Origin of the sequence: Streptomyces sp. NBC_01264 (genome assembly GCF_026340675.1) — a bacterium.
In the GTDB taxonomy this organism is placed as follows: domain Bacteria; phylum Actinomycetota; class Actinomycetes; order Streptomycetales; family Streptomycetaceae; genus Streptomyces.
Map to the genome: position 1 here is coordinate 527,935 of NZ_JAPEOX010000001.1, position 16,645 is coordinate 544,579.

Consider the following 16,645-nt stretch of genomic DNA (forward strand, 5'->3'; position numbering starts at 1 on the left):
CCCCGGGCGAGGCCGCCCCGTACGGGCGCCGCCCGGCGGGGAACTCCGTCAGCGGGGGCGCCCGTCGGTCGCGCCGTGCGCGGTCGGGGCCGGGTCCACCAGGACGCGGGGCAGGGCCCCGGGATGCTTCTCCGCCAGCCAGGCGATCAGCTGCTCGCGTACGGTGCAGCGCACCGTCCACACGTCGTCGGCGTCCTTGGCCGTGACGAGGGCCCGCACCACGATGGTGGAGGGCGTCGTCTCGGTGACGGCGAGGTCCCAGCCGCGGCCGTCCCACTGCGGGCAGTCGAGCAGGATCTCGTGGACCTTGTCCCGCATGAGGTCCACGGGCGCGCCGTGGTCGCAGTGGAGGAAGACCGTGCCGGTCATCTGGACGCCGCCGCGCGACCAGTTCTCGAACGGCCTGGTGGTGAAGTACGAAACGGGCATGGTAATGCGGCGCTCGTCCCAGGTGCGTACGGCGAGGAAGGTGAGGGTGATGTCCTCGACCTCCCCCCACTCCCCGGCGACCACGACCGTGTCTCCGATGCGCACCAGGTCACCGAAGGCGATCTGGAAGCCCGCGAAGAGGTTCCCGAGGGTGGACTGGGCCGCCACGCCGGCCACGATGCCGATGATCCCGGCGGAGGCGAGCAAGGAGGTGCCGAGCGCGCGGAAGCTCGGGAAGGTGAGGAGCATGGCGGCGCCGGCGATCACGGCGACGACGACCGTCACGACCCTCGTGATCAGCGTCACCTGGGTACGGACCCGGCGTACCCGGGCGGGGTCGCGGGTGCCGGTGGCATAGCGGGCGTACCCCGATTCGACCACGGCGGAGGCAACGGCCACGATCAGCCAGGCGCCCGCGCCGATCAGGGCGAGGACGAGGATCCGGCCGGTGGCGGCCGCGTGGTCCCGCAGCGGCGGCCATGCCGATTGCCGGCAGACGGCCTTGAGCAGTGCGGCGAGCAGGACGATCTGCAGGGCGTGGCGGCAGCGGCGCAGCAGGTTCCACAAGGGCGTTTCGGGGTGTCGTGCGCCGGCGCGGCGGAGCAGTCGGTCGACGGCCCAGCCGGCCGCGGCGGTGAGCAGGATCGAACCCGCCAGGAGGGTCAGGAGGCGAAGGGCGCTGTTCATGTCTCCCCAGTGGGTGGAAGCGGCACGGACGTTCCCGCGCCTGCCCCATGGCGGGGACCTGACACGGGAAGCCGCCCGGCGCGGGGAGGTCCGATCGGGAGCGGGTCACTCGCCGCGCCGGAAGGCCTTCCGCCAACCCGCGCGGCCCGGCTTCGTTGCCGACTTCGTTGCCGACTTCACGGTCGGCTGCGCGGTCGGCTTCGGCCTCGCGGTCGGCTTCGTTGCCGGCTTCGCCACCCGCTGCGCGATCCGCTTCGGTTCCGGCTGCGCGATCTGCTCGGGTACCGGCCCCGTCGCGGCCGCCGGTTGGTCGGGCCGGGGCCGGCGGTGCCACCAGTGCCTGCGGCGCGGGTGCACGGCCCGGCCCAGGCGGCGGCCGATCAGCAGGTAGCCGAGGAGGGCTCCGGTCGTGTTGAGGATGACGTCGTCGATGTCGAAGACGCGTCCCGTGACGAGGGCGCCCTGGATCAGCTCCACCAGCGTCATCAGACACACCGTCACCAGGGCGACCCGCAGCAGTCCCCGGGCCGGGGGCATGAGGACGGGCAGGAGCACCCCGAACGGCAGGCCCAGCAGCAGGTTCCCGCCCAGCTGGCGCACCGCCTCGGCGGTGGACGCGCCGTCCAGGTAGGCGTTGATCGAATGGCCGGGCCGTGTGTTGCTGTGCACCAGGGCCACCGAGGCGGCGGAGGGTTCCAGCGTGAGCCGTGCCAGCACCACGCTGAACAGGACGGTCCCGATGAAGGCGGCCACCATGGCCAGTGCCCGGACGGCCGGGTGCACAGGGCGGCGTCGTTGCCAGGCGGCCGCCGGGGAACCGCTGTCGGGGCTCTCACCGCGCCGCAGCGCGTGTCTCCATGTCATGGCGGCTCGTCTGCCCTGCCAACGGGCCGGTACGCCCCGGCCGGAGGGCCGGATCCGGGCCCGCGTGCGGTCGCGACCTCCGTGCCCCGGGGCGAATGAAGGGCCGGAGCCGGGGCAGGCGAGTTCGGGCGGGGCGCCGACGGCGCCGCGTACGACATCGAAAGAGAGGGACGGCCGGCACCGCGTCGCCGCCCCCTGTCTGGCGAAGGAGTTGTTTTCGCGTGACTGAGCATGTGTGGAGCTACAGGTCGACCGCGGGCCACCTGACCGGCACCGATCTGATCGGGTACACGGTCGAGGCGACCGACGGCAGCATCGGCAAGGTCGACAAGCACTCCGACGAGGCCGGTGACGCCTACCTGGTCGTGGACACGGGCATCTGGATCTTCGGCAAGGAGGTCCTGCTGCCGGCGAGCGCCGTGATCATCGTCGATGTGAACGAAGAGAAGATCTACGTCGAGGGCACCAAGGAGCAGATCAAGAACGCTCCCGAGTTCCACCGTGAGAAGCACCTCGACGACGTCGGGTACCGCGCGGAGATCGGGACCTACTACGGCATCGGCGGCTTCGGCGGCCGCATCATCTGACCCGGAGGCAGCTGCCCCGGAGGTGCGACCGGGCCCGGACTCGTCGAGTCCGGGCCCGCGCCCTTGCCCTGCCCTCGCACCTGCCCCTGCACCTGTGCGCAGCACGGACCCGGCGGCATTCGCCGTCAGCCCCGTACGACCGCGCGCACGTACTCGACGCTGCCGCAGTCGGCGGCGAGGCGGCGCTCCCGCTCCCGCAGGAAGGCCGCCCCGAGCTCGGCCCTCCGCTCCTCCGGAACGTTCTCCCGGGCTCCGTTGAGGATGGTGCGCTCCTCCTCGTCGAGGTGGTGGGAGACCGCCTTGACCAGGTCTTCCAGGCGCCCGTCCCAGTCGTCGGACCCCACTTCGGACACCTCAAGCAGCGCCAGCAGCGCCTCGTTGCCCTCGGCGTGCTCCTCGGTGCCGTGCTCGACCTCGGCGTTGTCGACGTCCTTGAACCGCTTGAGCGCGCCGTACACCTCGCTCTCCTCCGCCTCGCCGTGCGCCACGAGGAGCGCGGACAGCTTCGCGAGCGCGTCCGCCCGGTCGGCCTCCACGCTGCGCATCCGGCGGAAGAGGTCCTCCATCCTGCGGTGGTCCTTGAGGATCAAGGCGACGACGTCCTGGTTCTCCTGTGCGTCCGCGGCCATGCCACGTTCCTCCTCTGTCTTCGCGTTCCGTTCGGTTTCGCAGGGGCGCCTGCTCGATACCGGCCGGTTCAAACCTCGACGCGTCGCGGTACGGAACGGTGGCCGGGGCGAACGGCTCTGGGCCATCCGGAGCAATGGGGGCGTGTTCCCTCCCGGCCGCCGACGATCCGCCGTACGGGCGGTGGATAGTCGGTCGGGGCGGTCGGCCGCACGGGCTGCCGGCCCCGCGCCCAGGCGACACAGGGAGAGTGGTTCCGATGGTGAAGAAGGCATTGCTGACGTACGCCTTGGCGGCCGGAGTACTGATCGGGCCGCTGAGTACGGCCGGCTGGGCGGCCGGCGGGTACGTTCAGGGCGCATCCGGCCCCATGGGCGTGGTCGAGACCCGCGCACCGCTCAACGTCCGCGAGAGGCCGACCGTGTACTCGGACGTGGTGAAGAAGCTGCATCCGCAGCAGCGGGTGCTCCTCGTGTGCCAGACGCGCGGGGGCTGGGTGGACGGCAACCCGGTGTGGTACCGCCTGCACGGCTCGAAGGGCTGGGTCTCGGCCCGCTACGTCCACAACCTCCAGCCGGTCCGTCCCTGCTGAGAGCGCGCTGCGGGCGGTGAACAGCGGTGAAGGGAGTGGCCCCGGTGTTCGGGGTCGCTCCCTTCACGGATGGCGGGGCTCACACGGTGGAGGGCACCGCGCGCCTCATGCCGCCCGCCCTACGGAGCTCACGCCTCTCGTGCGCGGTGAGCCCGCCCCAGACGCCGAAGGGCTCTCCCACCTCCAGCGCGTGCCGCAGGCAGGCGCGCTGCACCGGGCACAGCGCGCACACGTCCTTCGCCGCCGCGTTCCGCGCCTCGCGCTCCGCGCGCTCCTCGCCGGTGGGGTGGAAGAAGAGGCGCGAGCCCAGTTCCCGGCAGGCGGCCTCCCCCTGCCACAACCAGTGGTGCTCGGCACGGCCCGGCAGGCGCGACACATTTCCCACCTCGGAACCTCCATCGGGGACGGCCCGGATCCGGACGGGTGCCGATCGGATGCGGACCTGGTGCGGATGCGTGGTCGACTCCCGTCTGACCCGGAACGGCCGGCTCAAACGGCTCGGACGGCCCGTCCTCGTCGTGCCCTGCGGCTCCGCCGGGCCAGCAGGGCCGCGGCCAGTACGCCGACGGCCGTGACCAGCGCGGTCGGGTGGCTCCGCACCGTGGTCGCGGCCCGCACCGCCCTGCCCCGCGCGGAGTCGAGCTTCCTGTCCTCCACGAGGCGGCCGACCTGCGAAGCGGCCGTCCTCCTCAGCCGGCCGGCGGTCTCCTGAACCCGCTCGGAGGAGCCCGCCCTGGAGACCAGCGCTTCGACCGTGCGGCCGAGTTCCTTCCCGGTCCGGACGGCCTGCCGGCGGAGCGCCCGTGCGCCGGGGAGCGTCTTGTTTCCGTGCAATTCGGTCGTCGTCATCGCGGTTCCCTTCCTTCGAGTCCTCCGCCTGCCCGCGGGCCGGCCGGGTGTCGTTCGCCCCGCTGCGGCTACCTGCGGGGGTGTTGCGCGGTTACCCGGCAACGGGCCTATGAAACAGCCGAGTTGCTCCTGAAATGGGATGGCGGCCCGCCCCGGTCGGGGCGGGCCGCCATGCCTGCCGTGTTGCGGCGGCGCCTCCACGGCTACCAGTAGTGACGTCGGCCGCCGACCGCGTGTCCGACCGAGCCCAGGATCCACAGCACCGCCCCCACCACCAGCAGGATCACGCCGATGGTCCACAGGACGGAGATTCCGGTCAGGAATCCGATGAGCAGGAGGATGAGTCCGGCGAAAAGCATGATGTCCTCACTCGCGCGTCGGGGAGCGGCGGAGCGGTGGCTCCGCCGCGGTGCCTCGGCACGCGTCTGCCCCCGGGCGCCCGCCCTATCCGTGTCCGTTCCGTCGATCTCGGGCCGGAGCCGCGGTAACGCAGGGAAGGTGGGGCGCCGTTCAGGGGGACAGGTCGAGCTCGTAGACCTGTCCGATCAGATCGGCGCCGAAGCTGTGGTGCGGCTCCTCCTCCACGAGCCGGAAGCCGGCGGCGAGGTAGATCCCGCGTGCGGCCGCCAGGGTGTCGTTCGTCCACAGCCGGATCCGCGCGTACCCCGCTTCACGGGCGAAGTCCACGCATCGTGCGACCAGGCGCGAGCCCAGGCGGTGGCCGCGTGCGGCGGGGTCCACGAGGAGGATCCGCAGTTTGGCGGTGCCCGCCTCCCTGCCCTCGCCCTCTTCCCCCTCCTCGGCCTCCGCGGGCTCCCTGTCGGCCACGCAGAACACGCTGCCGACCCGGCGGCCGTCCAGCTCGGCGATCCAGGCCGCCTCGCGGGAGGGATCGTGGTCGGCCGCGTAGTCCGCGACGATCCGCGCGACCAGGGCCTCGAAGCTGGTGTCCCAGCCGAATTCCTTCGCGTACTGCTCGCCGTGGGCCATCACCACCCAGCCGAGATCGCCCGGCTCCCCCAGCCGCCGGATCACCGCACGGACCTCGTTCATGGGGACTCCCTCTCCGATCGGCCGGACCCGCCGAACCCGACCTGCCACACCACCGAACCACTGAAACGACTGTTTCAGTAAAGCATAATGTCCGGATGACCCCTTCCGCCCGCGCCGATTCCGCCCGCGCCGATTCCGCCCGCAAGCAGCAGCTCCTGGAGCTGGCCTACGCCCACGTGCTCGACCACGGGCTGGCGGACATGTCCCTGCGGCCCCTGGCCGAGGCGATCGGCAGCAGCCCGCGCGTCCTCCTCTTCCTGTTCGGCAGCAAGGACGCGCTGGTGCAGGCGCTGCTCGCGCGGGCCCGGCAGGACGAGACGGGAATGCTCGAAGCCGTGCACCGGGCCCGGCCGGAGCAGGGGCTCGCCCGCACGGGCGAGCTGGTGTGGAGCTGGCTGGCCGACCCGGGACACCGCAAGGTGCTCACGCTCTGGGTCGAGGGCTACTCGCGTTCGCTGAGCGGCGGCGACGGGCCCTGGGCGGGATTCGCGGAGCGGACGATCGCCGACTGGCTGGAGCTCTTCGCCGCCGCCCAGCCGCCGGCCCGCCGCGACACGCCCGAGGGGCTCACCGAGCGCAGCCTGCTGCTGTCGGTCCTGCGCGGGGCACTGCTGGACCTCCTCGCGAGCGGCGACGAGCCGCGCACCACGGCGGCCGTGACGGCCCACCTGCGCACTCTCGAGACTGCCGCCGGCAGTGCGCCGGCGCGCCCGGACCGGACCGGGAACGGCTCCCCCGGCAGGACCGACCGCGGCGCCCGGACGGTCGCGGCGCCGCCGGGGGCCGTGTACGCCGCCCTCCTCGACCGCGAGTCCCTCGAATCCTGGCTCCCGCCGGACGGGATGAGCGGGCGGATCGAGCACTGGGACCCGCGTCCCGGGGGCGGGTTCCGGATGGTCCTCACCTACCTCGATCCCGCCGGGAGCCCCGGCAAGACGTCCGGCGCGACCGATGTGGCCGACGTACGGTTCACCGGTCTGGTGCCGGCGGAGCGCGTGGTGCAGCAGGCCGTGTTCGAGTCCGAGGACCCGTCGTACGCCGGCACCATGACGATGACCTGGCAGCTCGCCGCTTCCGGTGAGGGCACCGAGGTGACCGTCACCGCCACGGACGTGCCGCCGGGCATCGACCAGGCGGACCACGAGGCGGGCATCGCCTCCTCGCTGGCCCACCTGGCGTCGTACGTCGAGGCGACCCGCCGACCCGGACCGCCCGGGACGACCCGGACGACCTGAGCGGTGTCCCTACTTGCTCACCGAGGTGGGGGCCGTTTCGGCCGCCGGGCCGGCCTGGTCCCGCAGTTCGAGCTGCTGCGGCCGCAGGGCCGGGATCAGGGCGGCGACGGCACCGGACAGCAGGGCGAAGCCGCCGCCCATCAGCAGGCCGGTGCGGAAGCCCGCCTCGGAGGTGAAGGTGAGTCCACCCGCCGTGGTGGTCATCTGTGCCAGGACGACACCGACGACGGCGGCGCCGACGGAGGTGCCCAGGGAGCGCATGAGGGCGTTGAAGCCGTTGGCGGCTCCGGTCTCCGTCAGCGGGACCGCGCTCATGATCAGAGCGGGCATGGCCCCGTAGGCGAGGGCAACACCGCAGTTGATGACCATGACGGCGGCCATCAGCCCGACGGCCGTCGCGGAGAAGAGGAGTGCGACGCCGTAGCCCGCGGCCAGGACGAGCGCTCCGCAGACGAGGGTGACCTTCGGGCCGTGGAGGTTGGTGAGCTTGCCGCCGAGGGGGGACACGGCCATCATCATCAGCCCGCCGGGGAGCATCCACAGGCCGGCCGCCAGCATGGACTGGCCCAGGCCGTAGCCGGTCGCGGCGGGGAACTGCAGCAGCTGCGGGATGACGAGCATGCTCGCGTACATGCCGAAGCCGATGGAGACCGAGGCGAGGTTGGTCAGCAGGACGCGCGGGCGGACCGTGGTGCGCAGGTCGACCAGCGGGTCGGTGGTGCGCCATTCGAACCAGCCCCAGGCCGCCAGGATCACGACGGCGGCGGCGATCAGGCCGAGGGTGGTGGCGGAGCCCCAGCCCCAGTCGGCCCCCTTGGACACGAACAGCAGCAGGGACACCAGGCCCGCCGCGAGGCCCAGCGCGCCGACCACGTCGAAGCGCTGGCCCTTGGCGGCGGCCGGGACCTCCGGTACGAAGGCCACGATCATGACGGCGACGCAGCCGGCCAGCGCGGCGGACCCCCAGAACAGGAAGCGCCAGCTCGTGTACTGCGCGACGGCCGCCGAGACCGGCAGGCCGATGCCGCCGCCGATGCCCATGGAGGCGCTCACGAGGGCGATGGAGGAACTGAGCTTCTCGGCGGGGACGATGTCGCGGAGCAGGGCGATGCCCAGCGGGATCATGCCCATGCCGATGCCCTGGAGGCCCCGCCCGACGATCATCTGGACGACGCCGCCCGCCAGCGCGCACACCACCGATCCGGCGATCAGCGGTACGCAACAGGCCAGGAGCATCCGGCGCTTGCCGAGCATGTCGCCCAGACGCCCGCTGATGGGTACGCACACGCCCGCGACCAGCAGGGTGGCGGTGACCACCCAGGCGGAGTTGGAGTGCGAGGTGTGGAGGATGGTCGGCAGGTCGGCCAGCAGCGGCGTGACCAGCGTCTGCATGACGGCGGCGGCGATGCCCGCGAGTGCGAGGGTCGCGATCACCTTGCCGGTGCGCGGGGCGGCCATGGGCGGCTGTTGCATGAAGGGTCCTAGGAGCGAGGTCGGCGCAGACCATATTCAGTAGTCAACTATCACTTCGTGGCGCACGAGGTGTCAACCGGATCCGATCGTCGACTATCGGTTGTATGGTCGGCAGCGTGCCGACCGACAACCCCAGACCCCTGCGCGCCGACGCCCTGCGCAACGTCGAGAAGATCGTCAGAGCGGCACGCGACGTGTACGCCGAGCTGGGACCCGATGCGCCGCTCGACGAGATCGCACGGCGGGCCGGCGTGGGGATCGCCACGCTCTTCCGCCGCTTCCCCGACAAGGCCACCCTGCTCCGAGCCGTACTCGACCAGCAGTTCACCCAGGACGTGCTCCCGGCCATCGACCGCGGGCTGACCGACGAGGACCCCCGCCGCGGCCTCACCGCCGTACTCGAAGCCGCACTGGCTTCGGCGGCCGACGAGCACCACGTGTTGACGGCCGCCCGGAACGCCGGCGTCCTCTCCGCGGAGGTCAGCGCCCGCTTCTTCGAGGCACTCGACCCACTGGTGACGCGGGGTCAGCGGGCCGGGGTGATCCGGGCGGACCTCGTGCCCGACGACCTGAAGAGGGTCATGAGCATGCTCGTCAGCGTGCTGTGGACCATGGACCCCGCCGAGGAGGGCTGGCGCCGCTACGTGGCCCTGGTCATGGACGGCCTGAGCCCGGCGGCGGCGAGCCCCCTGCCCCACCCGGCTCCCCCGCTGCTGCGCCGGCCTCAGGAGTGACCTCGGGCTCGGGCACGGATCAGCTCTCGCGGCGTGCGGCCCAGACGGTGCGCTCGGTCCGCACGGCGAGGTCCTCGCGGCGCAGAATGCTCCCGGGGCCGTCGGTGTCGAGCAGCTGGTCGAGGGCGGCGAGGTCCCCGGGCTCCAGGGTGTCGACGATGCTGCGGCGAAGGCGCTGCAGGCTGCCGAGGGCGTACGCGCCGACCGCCTCGCTGCGCGAGCCTTCGATGTTCACGTCGATCGTGCGGTCGCCCTCGAGGGCGAATCCGGCCCCGGCGAGCTTCGGGCCCCAGTCGGCGCCGCGGTGGGGCACGTGCTCGGCGTGGTAGCTCTCGCTCGCGGTGTGGCAGCGGTCCTCCAGGCCGGGCCGGCCCTCGGGGGCGTCCCCGGGCAGGAAGCGGGGGAATCCCGCCAGCTCGACGACGGCGAACAGTCCACCGGGGGCGAGCAGTTCGCGGACCGTGCGCAGGGCCCGGTCCGGGTCGGCCATGTGGTGCATCGAGGCCGAGGCCCACACCAGGTCCGGCTCGCCGAGGTCGGGCCACTCGGTCGCGTCGAGGTCGGCCTGCACGGTGCGGACGCGGTCCTCGACGCCCCGGGCGCACGCCTTCTCCCGCAGGCGCTGGAGGTGCGCCGCCGAGGAGTCGACGGCCGTGACCTGCGCGTCGGGGAACTGTTCGAGCAGGGCGAAGGTGCCGGCTCCCGTGCCGCAGCCCAGGTCCACGATGTGGCGAGGGGGCTCGTTCAGGGGCAGCCACGTGGTGATGTCGGTGATGTGCCCGGCCAGGACCTCCGCGTCCAGGTCGAGGATCTCCGCCTGGCTGTCGGCCTCGGTGTGGTGATGGGCGTGGCCGTGCTCGTGGCCGTGCTGCGCCTGGCCGTGGTGAGCTGCGCCGTTGTCGCCGTGCTGGGGTGTGTGCTGTGCGTGGGTCATGGCTCCACCGTAGGACGCCCATGCGCTTACCGCATCAACTCTTGCCAGTAACGCAAGAAGATGGCCTCATGACCCCCCGGACACGCAAGATGTCCGCGCCGGACACTCCGCGTCCCCACCCCTGGCCCTACCCCTGAGCAGCACCTTCGTCGCCCGCGTCGCCCACCCCGCCACCGCCGCCGTTGTCCCGCTGGTGGCCCCGGCGGGCGTCCCGGTCGAAGATGCCCAGGATCTCGCACGGTCCCCCCTCGGCGCCGATCGCGTGCGGCATCATCGTCGGGAACTCCGCGGCCTGGTTCGCCTCGATGCGCAGGCGGCGGTTGCCCAGCAGGAGGATCGCGGTGCCGGACAGCACCACGAGCCATTCGCGCCCGGGGTGCGCGCGCATGCGGGAGGGGCTGTCGGGCGGCGGCTCGGTCATGCGCTGGCGGATGACGGTCATCCCGGGCTCGCCCTTGATCGGCCAGCGCATCTGCCCGCGGGCGGCGTCGATCATCGGGCTGATGACGACATCGTCGGTCGCGGTCTCCACGAGCTGGTCCAAGGTGGTGTCCAGCGCGCGGGCGAGCGTGACGAGACTGTCCAGCGCCAGGCGGCGCTGACCGTTCTCGATGCGGCTGAGCGTGGACTGGCTGAGCCGGGCCCGGACGGCCAGTTCCTCCAGGGACCACCCCTGCGCCACCCGCAGCGCGCGGATGCGTTTGCGTACGAGGCTGTCCAGGTCACCGCCTTCTTGCGTCATAGGCAACATTGTATGCCCATGCTGCAAATCGCGGTTAGCGTCGTGTGCAGACGGCCCCGGACCACCGGGCCGCTATGCAGGAGAACACCCAGGAAGGAAACCGATGACATGTCCGCGATGACTACCGCATACGCGTCCGACGCACTGCCGGACGGGACCGTCGACGCCGTGGTGATCGGCGGCGGCGCCGCCGGTCTGAGCGGTGCGCTGATGCTCGCCCGCTCCCGCCGTTCGGTCGTCGTGATCGACAGCGGCACCCCCCGCAACGCACCCGCCGAAGGAGTGCACGGCCTGCTCGGCCTCGACGGCACCCCGCCGGCTGAACTGTACGGGCGGGGCCGTGAGGAAGTACGCAGCTACGGCGGCCTGATCGTCTCCGGCGAGGTCACCGCCGCCGAGCACGCCGCCCCGTCCGCCGACGGCGATCTGCGTTTCACCGTCACCCTGGCCGACGGCCGCACGCTGACGGCGCGCCGCCTGCTGGTGGCCACCGGTCTGCGCGATGTACTGCCCGGGCTGCCCGGGCTGGCGGAGCACTGGGGCGGGAGCGTGGTCCACTGCCCGTACTGCCACGGCTGGGAGGTGCGCGACGAGCCGATCGGCGTCCTCGCCACCGGCCCGGCGTCGATCCACCACGCCCTGCTGTTCCGTCAGCTCACGGACGACCTCGTCTACTTCACGCACGGCACGGAGCTCGACGACAAGACCCGTACGCGCTTCGCCGCGCGCGGCATCCGGATCGTCGACACCCCGGTCGCGGAGGTCGTAGGGGACCGCGACAGCGGGATCAGCGGTGTCCGCCTGGCCGACGGCCGGGTCGTCGCCCGCCGCGTCCTCGCGGTGGCGACCACGCTCGTGGCCCGCACCGAGGGCCTGGCGGGCCTGGGCCTGCCGATGGAGGACGTGCCCGGCGGCGGGCACCGCTTCGTCTCCGGCGCGGCGGGCGCCACCGACGTACCGGGGGTGTGGGTGGCCGGCAACGTCACCGACCCGATGGCCCAGGTCGGGGCCTCCGCCGCGGCCGGGGCGCTGGCCGGCGCGTTCATCAACGCCGTCCTCGCCGTCGCCGACACCGACGCGGCCGTCGCGGCCCTCGTTCCGGCAGCGAACTCCGCGGCCGCCACCACCGCCTGACGCGGGGCGGGCGCGCGCGAGCGCCCGCCCCCCAGCCCCCTTTTTCTCCCCGGCAGCGCCGGACCCGGTCCGGCGCTGCCTTCCGCATGCCCTTTTCCGAGAGGAACCCATGAGTACGCACGGGCCCGCAGAGGCCGCAGCCCCAGAAGTACCCGGACCCGCCCACCGCGACGACGGTCCGGACGCGCGTCGGCTGCGCATCGTTCTGATCACCGTGTGCATCGCGCTGATGGCCGTCATCGCCTCGGTTTCCGGGCTGAACGTCGCTCAGCCCGATCTGGCCGTCGAGTTCGGCGCCTCGCAGGGCACCGTCCTGTGGATCATCAACGTCTACACCCTCACCCTGGCCGCGCTCCTGCTCCCGCTCGGGGCGCTCGGCGACCGGCTGGGCCGCAAGCCCACGCTGATCGCCGGCCTGGCCGTCTTCGGCATCGCGAGCGCCCTCGCGGGTCTCGCACCGTCGGTGGAGGTCATACTCGCCGCCCGCCTGCTCAGCGGCGTGGGCGCCGCCATGATCATGCCCATCACCCTCGCCGTGATCACCTCCACCTTCCCCGAGGAACAGCGCGGCCGGGCCATCGGCGTGTGGACCGGGGTCGCCGGAGGCGGTGGCATCCTCGGCATGTTCCTCTCCGCCGCGCTCGTCGACGTGGCGAACTGGCGCTACCTCTTCGTCCTGCCCGTCGCCCTGGTCCTCGTGGCCCTCGTCATGTCGCTGCGCGCCGTCCCCGACTCCCGCGAGACCCCGGTCCACCCCTTCGACACCATCGGCGCGCTGACCTCCGTCGTCGCCGCGGCCGGCCTCATCTTCGCCCTCCAGGAGGGCCCGGAGCGCGGCTGGTCCGATCCCGCCACCCTGACCGGCCTCGTCGCCGGGCTGCTCGGCGCCGTCGCCTTCGTGGCCCGGGAGCTGCGGCTCCGGGACGCCGCGCTGCTCGACCTGCGGCTGTTCCGCGAGCGCGGACTGGCGGGCGGTTCGCTGACCCTCCTGATGCTCTTCGGCGTGCAGGCGGGGATCTTCGTGGTGCTCTTCCCCTTCCTCCAGGCCGTTCTGGGCTGGTCGGGCCTCAGGTCGACGCTCGCGCTGATGCCCATGGCCGTGGCCATGATGGCGGCCTCCGGCCTGGCTCCCCGGCTGACCCCGCGGATCGGTGCGCGCGTGACCATGGCGACCGGCGTCCTGCTGGCGGGCGCCGGGCTCGCCCTCATGGCGGGCATCGTCTCCGTCGACGGCGGCTACCTGTCCGTCCTTCCGGGCATGCTCGCCATGGGCATCGGGATGGGCCTGGCGATGACGCCCTCCACCGAGGCCATCACCGGCTCCCTGCCCCGGGAGCGCCAGGGCGTGGCCTCCGCGCTCAACGACGTCACCCGCGAGTTCGGCACCGCGCTGGGCGTGGCCCTGCTCGGACCGCTCCTGTCGGCCGGGTACCGAAGCTCCATCGACGGGCGGCTCGACGGCGTTCCCCGGGGCACGGCCGACGCCGCGCGGGAGGGTGTCGCCAACGCCGTCGGGGCCGCGGAGGGCGCGGGACCCGGGGCCCGGGCCCTCCTCGACGCCGCCCGGGAGTCCTTCGTCGAGGGCTGGCAGCAGGCCATGTGGGCGGGAGTGGCCGTCATGGGCGTCCTGTTCGTCCACGTCCTCGCGCGCGGCCCGAAGAGCCCGGCCCCGGCGCCCGCCGGGGATCCGGCGGCGGACCGTACGGCGGACCCCGAGGTCCTCTCCGCGAGATGACGGGGAGATTTATCCCGCTATGCCATCATCCATTTCATGAGTGAAGTGGAGATCCTCCCGCTGCGACTGCCCCACCTCGATGCCGTTCTCAATCTCGGCTACCGGTCCTTCGACGTGAAGGCGATGCCCTACACCTCCTAGTCCCTGTCCTCGGTGGCCGCGCACTGGGACGCCCAGCCGGACGCCTGCTGGATCGCCCGCGACGAGGAGGGGCTGCTCGGATTCGTCCTCGGGTCGCTGTCCTACGACGAACGGGAGGACTGGGGCTACCTGGAGTGGATCGCGCTGGAGGAACGCGCCCGGGGCCGGGGGGTGGCGAGCGCCCTGGTCGAGCACTGCTGCACCGCGCTCTTCGCGGCGGGGGCGTCCCGGATCATCACCGACGTGGAGAGCGGCAACGCGGCCTCCGCCGCGATGATGCGGCGCAACGGGTTCGCCGAGAAGGTCACCGTCACCCTCTTCGTCCGCCCGAACCCGCGGGAGCGGACCGGCACGGCCTCGCACTCCCCCCAGGACCCGGCCCGCTCCCGGCTGCGCCGCGCCGCCCGGGCGAGCGGCGGCCCGGCCACGTAGACGGCGGTCATGTAGGCGGCGGTCATGCAGGCGGCGGTCACATCGGCCTCCGGTCCGGCGCGTGCGCGCGCCCCGATGTGCGCCCGCGCGCCTCCGCGCGCCCCCGCAGCGGGGATGACCCCGGACCGGAGCCGCCCCGAACATGAACTGCCGCCACCGACAGGGGCAACTCGGCCATCACGGGGGAATCATGGGACGACGCTGGCTGGTCACGGGATGCTCCTCGGGGCTCGGACACGCACTGGCCACCGCGGCGGCCCGGGCCGGGGACGAACTGGCCGTCACCGCCCGCAAGACCGCCGACCTGGAGGACCTCGCTGCCGCCTGGCCCGGCCGCATCGTCCCGATCCCGCTCGAACTGCGCGACGACGCCTCCTGCGAGGAGGCGGTCCGCGTCGCGGTGCAGCGCCTCGGCGGCATCGACATCCTCGTCAACAACGCCGCCGTCGGGCTGTTCGGCGCGGTCGAGGAGGTCTCGGACTCCGAACTCCGCGACCAGTTGGAGACCCTGGTCGTCGGCCCCTGGCGGCTCGCACGCCTCGTCCTGCCACTGATGCGCGCCCAGGGGCACGGCCACATCCTCAACGTCTCCTCCGTGGTCGGCCGGATGGCCTTCCCGGGACTCGCCGCCTACACCGCCGGGAAGCACGCCCTCGAAGGCATGAGCCGGACCCTCGCCATGGAGGCTGCTCCCCACAACATCCGCGTCACCGTCATCGAACCGGGCATGTTCGCGACGCGCTACGGCACCTCCATGGCCGAAGCCGCGCATCGGGTCCCCGCGTACGACGCCACCAACCGCGAGATGCTCGAAGGGGCCCGGGGCCTCGCGGACAGCCCCGAGACCGGACGCCCGGAGTACTTCGCCGAGCGGGTCCTGGACATCGTCGGCGTCGAGGGCCCGACCCCCCTGCGGATCCCCGTCGGCGACGACGCCTTCGGCTACATCGACGCGGCGGAGGAGGTGGACCGCGCCGACCACGCCGCGGCCCGCCTGCTCGTACAGGGGCCGCCCCCGCAGGCCTGACCCTCGATCCACACCTTGGGATGCTCAACGCCCCTCCCCGGAAGATCTGTTGCGCGCCAGAATCGGCCGAAATTCGATCATCTCCGTGGAAACCGGGGTGGGAGTGGGTTAGTTCGAACATGTGTCAGAACCCTCAAGGAGCCCTGACCATGCGGTGATTCGGGGCTCCACCCAAGGAGCAACAGCGTGCGCATCCTCTTCACAGGCCCCGCTTCGGTGGGCCATCTGTTCCCGATGGTGCCGACGGCCCAGGCCCTCCGGGCCGCCGGGCACCAGGTGCTGTTCGCGGTCTCGGCCCCGTACGAACAGCTGCGGCGGGCCGGTCTGCCCACCGTCGAGATCGGCGACGGCTCGACGCTGCTGGACGCCTTCAAGCGCGCCTCGAACGGCTCGGACCTCAAGTTCGTCACCGACGGCAACAGCCTCGAGGACACCGAGCGGCAGGCCGCGGCCGGGTTCGCCGAACACGGGCGGGTCACCATCGACGACCTCCTCGCCCTCGCCACCGCCTGGCGGCCGGACGCCATCGTCCACGCCGCCTTCCAGGCCGCCGCACCCCTGGTCTCCGCGGCCCTCGGCATACCGGCCGTGGTCCACAACTTCGGCGTGATGTCCGGCTTCGGCATGGTCGGCCGGCTCGCCGGCCTGCTGGCGGACGAGTACACGGCCCGTGGGGTCGAAGGCCCGGCCACCCACACCGTCCTCGACGTCATACCCGCCTCCCTGGGCGGGGACGGCACCGGCTGGCGCGTCCGCTACGCCCCGTTCAACGGCGGCGGCTCCGTTCCGCGCGATCTCCTGGCCCGCGGCTCCCGGCCCCGGATCGCCATCACCCTCGGGACCGTGGTGACCGCCTTCGCGGGCGTCAACCCGGTCGCCCGGGTCGTCTCCGAGGCAGCGTCCGTCGACGCGGAGTTCCTGCTCGCGGTCGGCGACACCGATCTGGGCCCGCTCGGCACGCTGCCCGGCAACGTCCGGGCCCTGCCCTGGGTGCCGCTGGCACAGCTCCTGGAGACCGCGGACGCGATCGTGCACCACGGAGGCTCCGGCACCATGCTCACCGCCGCCGCTCTGGGCGTCCCGCAGCTGATCCTCCCGCAGGGCGCCGACCACTTCATCAACGCCGACGCCGCCACCGGCCTGGGCTTCGCCCTCCGGGCGACCGGCGACGAGGTGGACGCGGGCCTGATCGACCGCCTGCTCGGCGACGAAGCCCTGCGCAAGGGAGCCGCCGCCACCCGGGCGGAGATCTCCGCGCTCCCCTCCCCGGCCGACCTCGTCGCCTCCTTCGAGGCCATCGGACAGCCCGGAAGGTCTGAGGCCTGAGGCCACCTGAGGCCTGGGGCCTGAGGTCTGGGACCTGAGGCCCG

19 protein-coding genes are annotated in these 16,645 nt (G+C 72.8%); 9 read left to right on the forward strand and 10 right to left on the reverse strand.

Annotated elements, in window-relative coordinates:
• Window positions 1-48 precede the first annotated feature (48 nt).
• Together OG435_RS02390 and OG435_RS02395 are read right to left on the reverse strand one after the other, a co-directional pair.
• On the reverse strand, window positions 49-1,116 hold the full coding sequence (locus tag OG435_RS02390) for a mechanosensitive ion channel family protein (protein ID WP_266875022.1): 1,068 nt from the start codon (window positions 1,114-1,116) through the stop codon (window positions 49-51).
• 105 nt (window positions 1,117-1,221) lie between these two features.
• On the reverse strand, window positions 1,222-1,980 hold the full coding sequence (locus OG435_RS02395; RefSeq protein WP_430625560.1) for a VanZ family protein: 759 nt from the start codon (window positions 1,978-1,980) through the stop codon (window positions 1,222-1,224).
• 221 nt (window positions 1,981-2,201) lie between these two features.
• Here OG435_RS02395 and OG435_RS02400 point away from each other — a divergent pair, with 221 nt between their 5' ends.
• Window positions 2,202-2,567 (forward strand): PRC-barrel domain-containing protein, encoded by a 366-nt coding sequence (locus OG435_RS02400; RefSeq protein WP_266875023.1) that lies wholly within the window; start codon window positions 2,202-2,204, stop codon window positions 2,565-2,567.
• 125 nt (window positions 2,568-2,692) lie between these two features.
• Here OG435_RS02400 and OG435_RS02405 read toward each other — a convergent pair whose 3' ends face one another.
• Window positions 2,693-3,196 (reverse strand): hemerythrin domain-containing protein, encoded by a 504-nt coding sequence (locus OG435_RS02405; protein WP_266875024.1) that lies wholly within the window; start codon window positions 3,194-3,196, stop codon window positions 2,693-2,695.
• 257 nt (window positions 3,197-3,453) lie between these two features.
• On the opposite strand from OG435_RS02405, the gene OG435_RS02410 reads away from it, so the two are divergent.
• The gene (locus tag OG435_RS02410) at window positions 3,454-3,786 is read left to right on the forward strand and encodes an SH3 domain-containing protein (protein WP_266875025.1); all 333 of its coding nucleotides are present in this window, start codon (window positions 3,454-3,456) and stop codon (window positions 3,784-3,786) included.
• A 79-nt stretch (window positions 3,787-3,865) separates the two neighbouring features.
• Here the strand turns inward: OG435_RS02410 and OG435_RS02415 are convergent, their stop codons facing one another.
• The 4 genes from OG435_RS02415 to OG435_RS02430 all read right to left on the reverse strand — a co-directional run bounded on the left by OG435_RS02415 (window position 3,866) and on the right by OG435_RS02430 (window position 5,688).
• Window positions 3,866-4,162, reverse strand: a complete 297-nt coding sequence (locus tag OG435_RS02415; RefSeq protein ID WP_323187775.1) for a WhiB family transcriptional regulator — start codon at window positions 4,160-4,162, stop codon at window positions 3,866-3,868.
• A gap of 113 nt (window positions 4,163-4,275) precedes the next feature.
• Window positions 4,276-4,635 carry a hypothetical protein gene (locus tag OG435_RS02420; protein ID WP_266875027.1) on the reverse strand — a complete coding sequence of 120 codons (360 nt, stop codon included), beginning with the start codon at window positions 4,633-4,635 and terminating at the stop codon, window positions 4,276-4,278.
• Window positions 4,636-4,838: 203 nt separating this feature from the next.
• Entirely contained in the window at window positions 4,839-4,994 is a 156-nt protein-coding gene (locus tag OG435_RS02425; protein WP_266875028.1) for a DUF6131 family protein, read from the reverse strand.
• Window positions 4,995-5,145: 151 nt separating this feature from the next.
• Window positions 5,146-5,688, reverse strand: coding sequence for a GNAT family N-acetyltransferase (locus tag OG435_RS02430; protein ID WP_266875029.1), 543 nt, complete (start codon window positions 5,686-5,688; stop codon window positions 5,146-5,148).
• A gap of 95 nt (window positions 5,689-5,783) precedes the next feature.
• Between OG435_RS02430 and OG435_RS02435 the strand changes: the two genes are divergently transcribed.
• On the forward strand, window positions 5,784-6,923 hold the full coding sequence (locus OG435_RS02435) for an SRPBCC domain-containing protein (RefSeq protein ID WP_266875030.1): 1,140 nt from the start codon (window positions 5,784-5,786) through the stop codon (window positions 6,921-6,923).
• A 9-nt stretch (window positions 6,924-6,932) separates the two neighbouring features.
• Here OG435_RS02435 and OG435_RS02440 read toward each other — a convergent pair whose 3' ends face one another.
• Complete coding sequence (locus OG435_RS02440; RefSeq protein WP_266875031.1) at window positions 6,933-8,396, reverse strand: MFS transporter; 1,464 nt, start codon at window positions 8,394-8,396, stop codon at window positions 6,933-6,935.
• Between the two features lie 116 nt (window positions 8,397-8,512).
• On the opposite strand from OG435_RS02440, the gene OG435_RS02445 reads away from it, so the two are divergent.
• Window positions 8,513-9,130, forward strand: a complete 618-nt coding sequence (locus OG435_RS02445) for a TetR/AcrR family transcriptional regulator (protein WP_266875032.1) — start codon at window positions 8,513-8,515, stop codon at window positions 9,128-9,130.
• Window positions 9,131-9,149: 19 nt separating this feature from the next.
• Here the strand turns inward: OG435_RS02445 and OG435_RS02450 are convergent, their stop codons facing one another.
• Both OG435_RS02450 and OG435_RS02455 read right to left on the reverse strand, forming a co-directional pair.
• The gene (locus OG435_RS02450; protein WP_266875033.1) at window positions 9,150-10,064 is read right to left on the reverse strand and encodes a class I SAM-dependent methyltransferase; all 915 of its coding nucleotides are present in this window, start codon (window positions 10,062-10,064) and stop codon (window positions 9,150-9,152) included.
• A 127-nt stretch (window positions 10,065-10,191) separates the two neighbouring features.
• Window positions 10,192-10,815, reverse strand: a complete 624-nt coding sequence (locus tag OG435_RS02455; RefSeq protein ID WP_430625561.1) for a helix-turn-helix domain-containing protein — start codon at window positions 10,813-10,815, stop codon at window positions 10,192-10,194.
• 99 nt (window positions 10,816-10,914) lie between these two features.
• On the opposite strand from OG435_RS02455, the gene OG435_RS02460 reads away from it, so the two are divergent.
• The 5 genes from OG435_RS02460 to OG435_RS02480 all read left to right on the forward strand — a co-directional run bounded on the left by OG435_RS02460 (window position 10,915) and on the right by OG435_RS02480 (window position 16,601).
• Window positions 10,915-11,940, forward strand: coding sequence for an NAD(P)/FAD-dependent oxidoreductase (locus tag OG435_RS02460; RefSeq protein WP_266875035.1), 1,026 nt, complete (start codon window positions 10,915-10,917; stop codon window positions 11,938-11,940).
• 109 nt (window positions 11,941-12,049) lie between these two features.
• Window positions 12,050-13,675, forward strand: a complete 1,626-nt coding sequence (locus tag OG435_RS02465) for an MFS transporter (RefSeq protein ID WP_266875036.1) — start codon at window positions 12,050-12,052, stop codon at window positions 13,673-13,675.
• A 153-nt stretch (window positions 13,676-13,828) separates the two neighbouring features.
• Entirely contained in the window at window positions 13,829-14,248 is a 420-nt protein-coding gene (locus OG435_RS02470; protein ID WP_266875038.1) for a GNAT family N-acetyltransferase, read from the forward strand.
• Window positions 14,249-14,438: 190 nt separating this feature from the next.
• Window positions 14,439-15,275, forward strand: a complete 837-nt coding sequence (locus OG435_RS02475) for an SDR family oxidoreductase (RefSeq protein ID WP_266875039.1) — start codon at window positions 14,439-14,441, stop codon at window positions 15,273-15,275.
• A 186-nt stretch (window positions 15,276-15,461) separates the two neighbouring features.
• The gene (locus OG435_RS02480) at window positions 15,462-16,601 is read left to right on the forward strand and encodes a glycosyltransferase (RefSeq protein WP_266875040.1); all 1,140 of its coding nucleotides are present in this window, start codon (window positions 15,462-15,464) and stop codon (window positions 16,599-16,601) included.
• Window positions 16,602-16,645 lie beyond the last annotated feature (44 nt).

What these genes read in the sequence shown, in the direction of transcription:
- OG435_RS02390 (WP_266875022.1), bottom strand. Translation starts at nt 1,116, where the DNA reads ATGAACAGCGCCCTTCGCCTCCTGACCCTCCTGGCGGGTTCGATCCTG.
- OG435_RS02395 (WP_430625560.1), bottom strand. Translation starts at nt 1,980, where the DNA reads ATGACATGGAGACACGCGCTGCGGCGCGGTGAGAGCCCCGACAGCGGT.
- OG435_RS02405 (WP_266875024.1), bottom strand. Translation starts at nt 3,196, where the DNA reads ATGGCCGCGGACGCACAGGAGAACCAGGACGTCGTCGCCTTGATCCTC.
- OG435_RS02410 (WP_266875025.1), top strand. Translation starts at nt 3,454, where the DNA reads ATGGTGAAGAAGGCATTGCTGACGTACGCCTTGGCGGCCGGAGTACTG.
- OG435_RS02420 (WP_266875027.1), bottom strand. Translation starts at nt 4,635, where the DNA reads ATGACGACGACCGAATTGCACGGAAACAAGACGCTCCCCGGCGCACGG.
- OG435_RS02425 (WP_266875028.1), bottom strand. Translation starts at nt 4,994, where the DNA reads ATGCTTTTCGCCGGACTCATCCTCCTGCTCATCGGATTCCTGACCGGA.
- OG435_RS02430 (WP_266875029.1), bottom strand. Translation starts at nt 5,688, where the DNA reads ATGAACGAGGTCCGTGCGGTGATCCGGCGGCTGGGGGAGCCGGGCGAT.
- OG435_RS02435 (WP_266875030.1), top strand. Translation starts at nt 5,784, where the DNA reads ATGACCCCTTCCGCCCGCGCCGATTCCGCCCGCGCCGATTCCGCCCGC.
- OG435_RS02440 (WP_266875031.1), bottom strand. Translation starts at nt 8,396, where the DNA reads ATGCAACAGCCGCCCATGGCCGCCCCGCGCACCGGCAAGGTGATCGCG.
- OG435_RS02450 (WP_266875033.1), bottom strand. Translation starts at nt 10,064, where the DNA reads ATGACCCACGCACAGCACACACCCCAGCACGGCGACAACGGCGCAGCT.
- OG435_RS02455 (WP_430625561.1), bottom strand. Translation starts at nt 10,815, where the DNA reads ATGTTGCCTATGACGCAAGAAGGCGGTGACCTGGACAGCCTCGTACGC.
- OG435_RS02460 (WP_266875035.1), top strand. Translation starts at nt 10,915, where the DNA reads ATGTCCGCGATGACTACCGCATACGCGTCCGACGCACTGCCGGACGGG.
- OG435_RS02465 (WP_266875036.1), top strand. Translation starts at nt 12,050, where the DNA reads ATGAGTACGCACGGGCCCGCAGAGGCCGCAGCCCCAGAAGTACCCGGA.
- OG435_RS02475 (WP_266875039.1), top strand. Translation starts at nt 14,439, where the DNA reads ATGGGACGACGCTGGCTGGTCACGGGATGCTCCTCGGGGCTCGGACAC.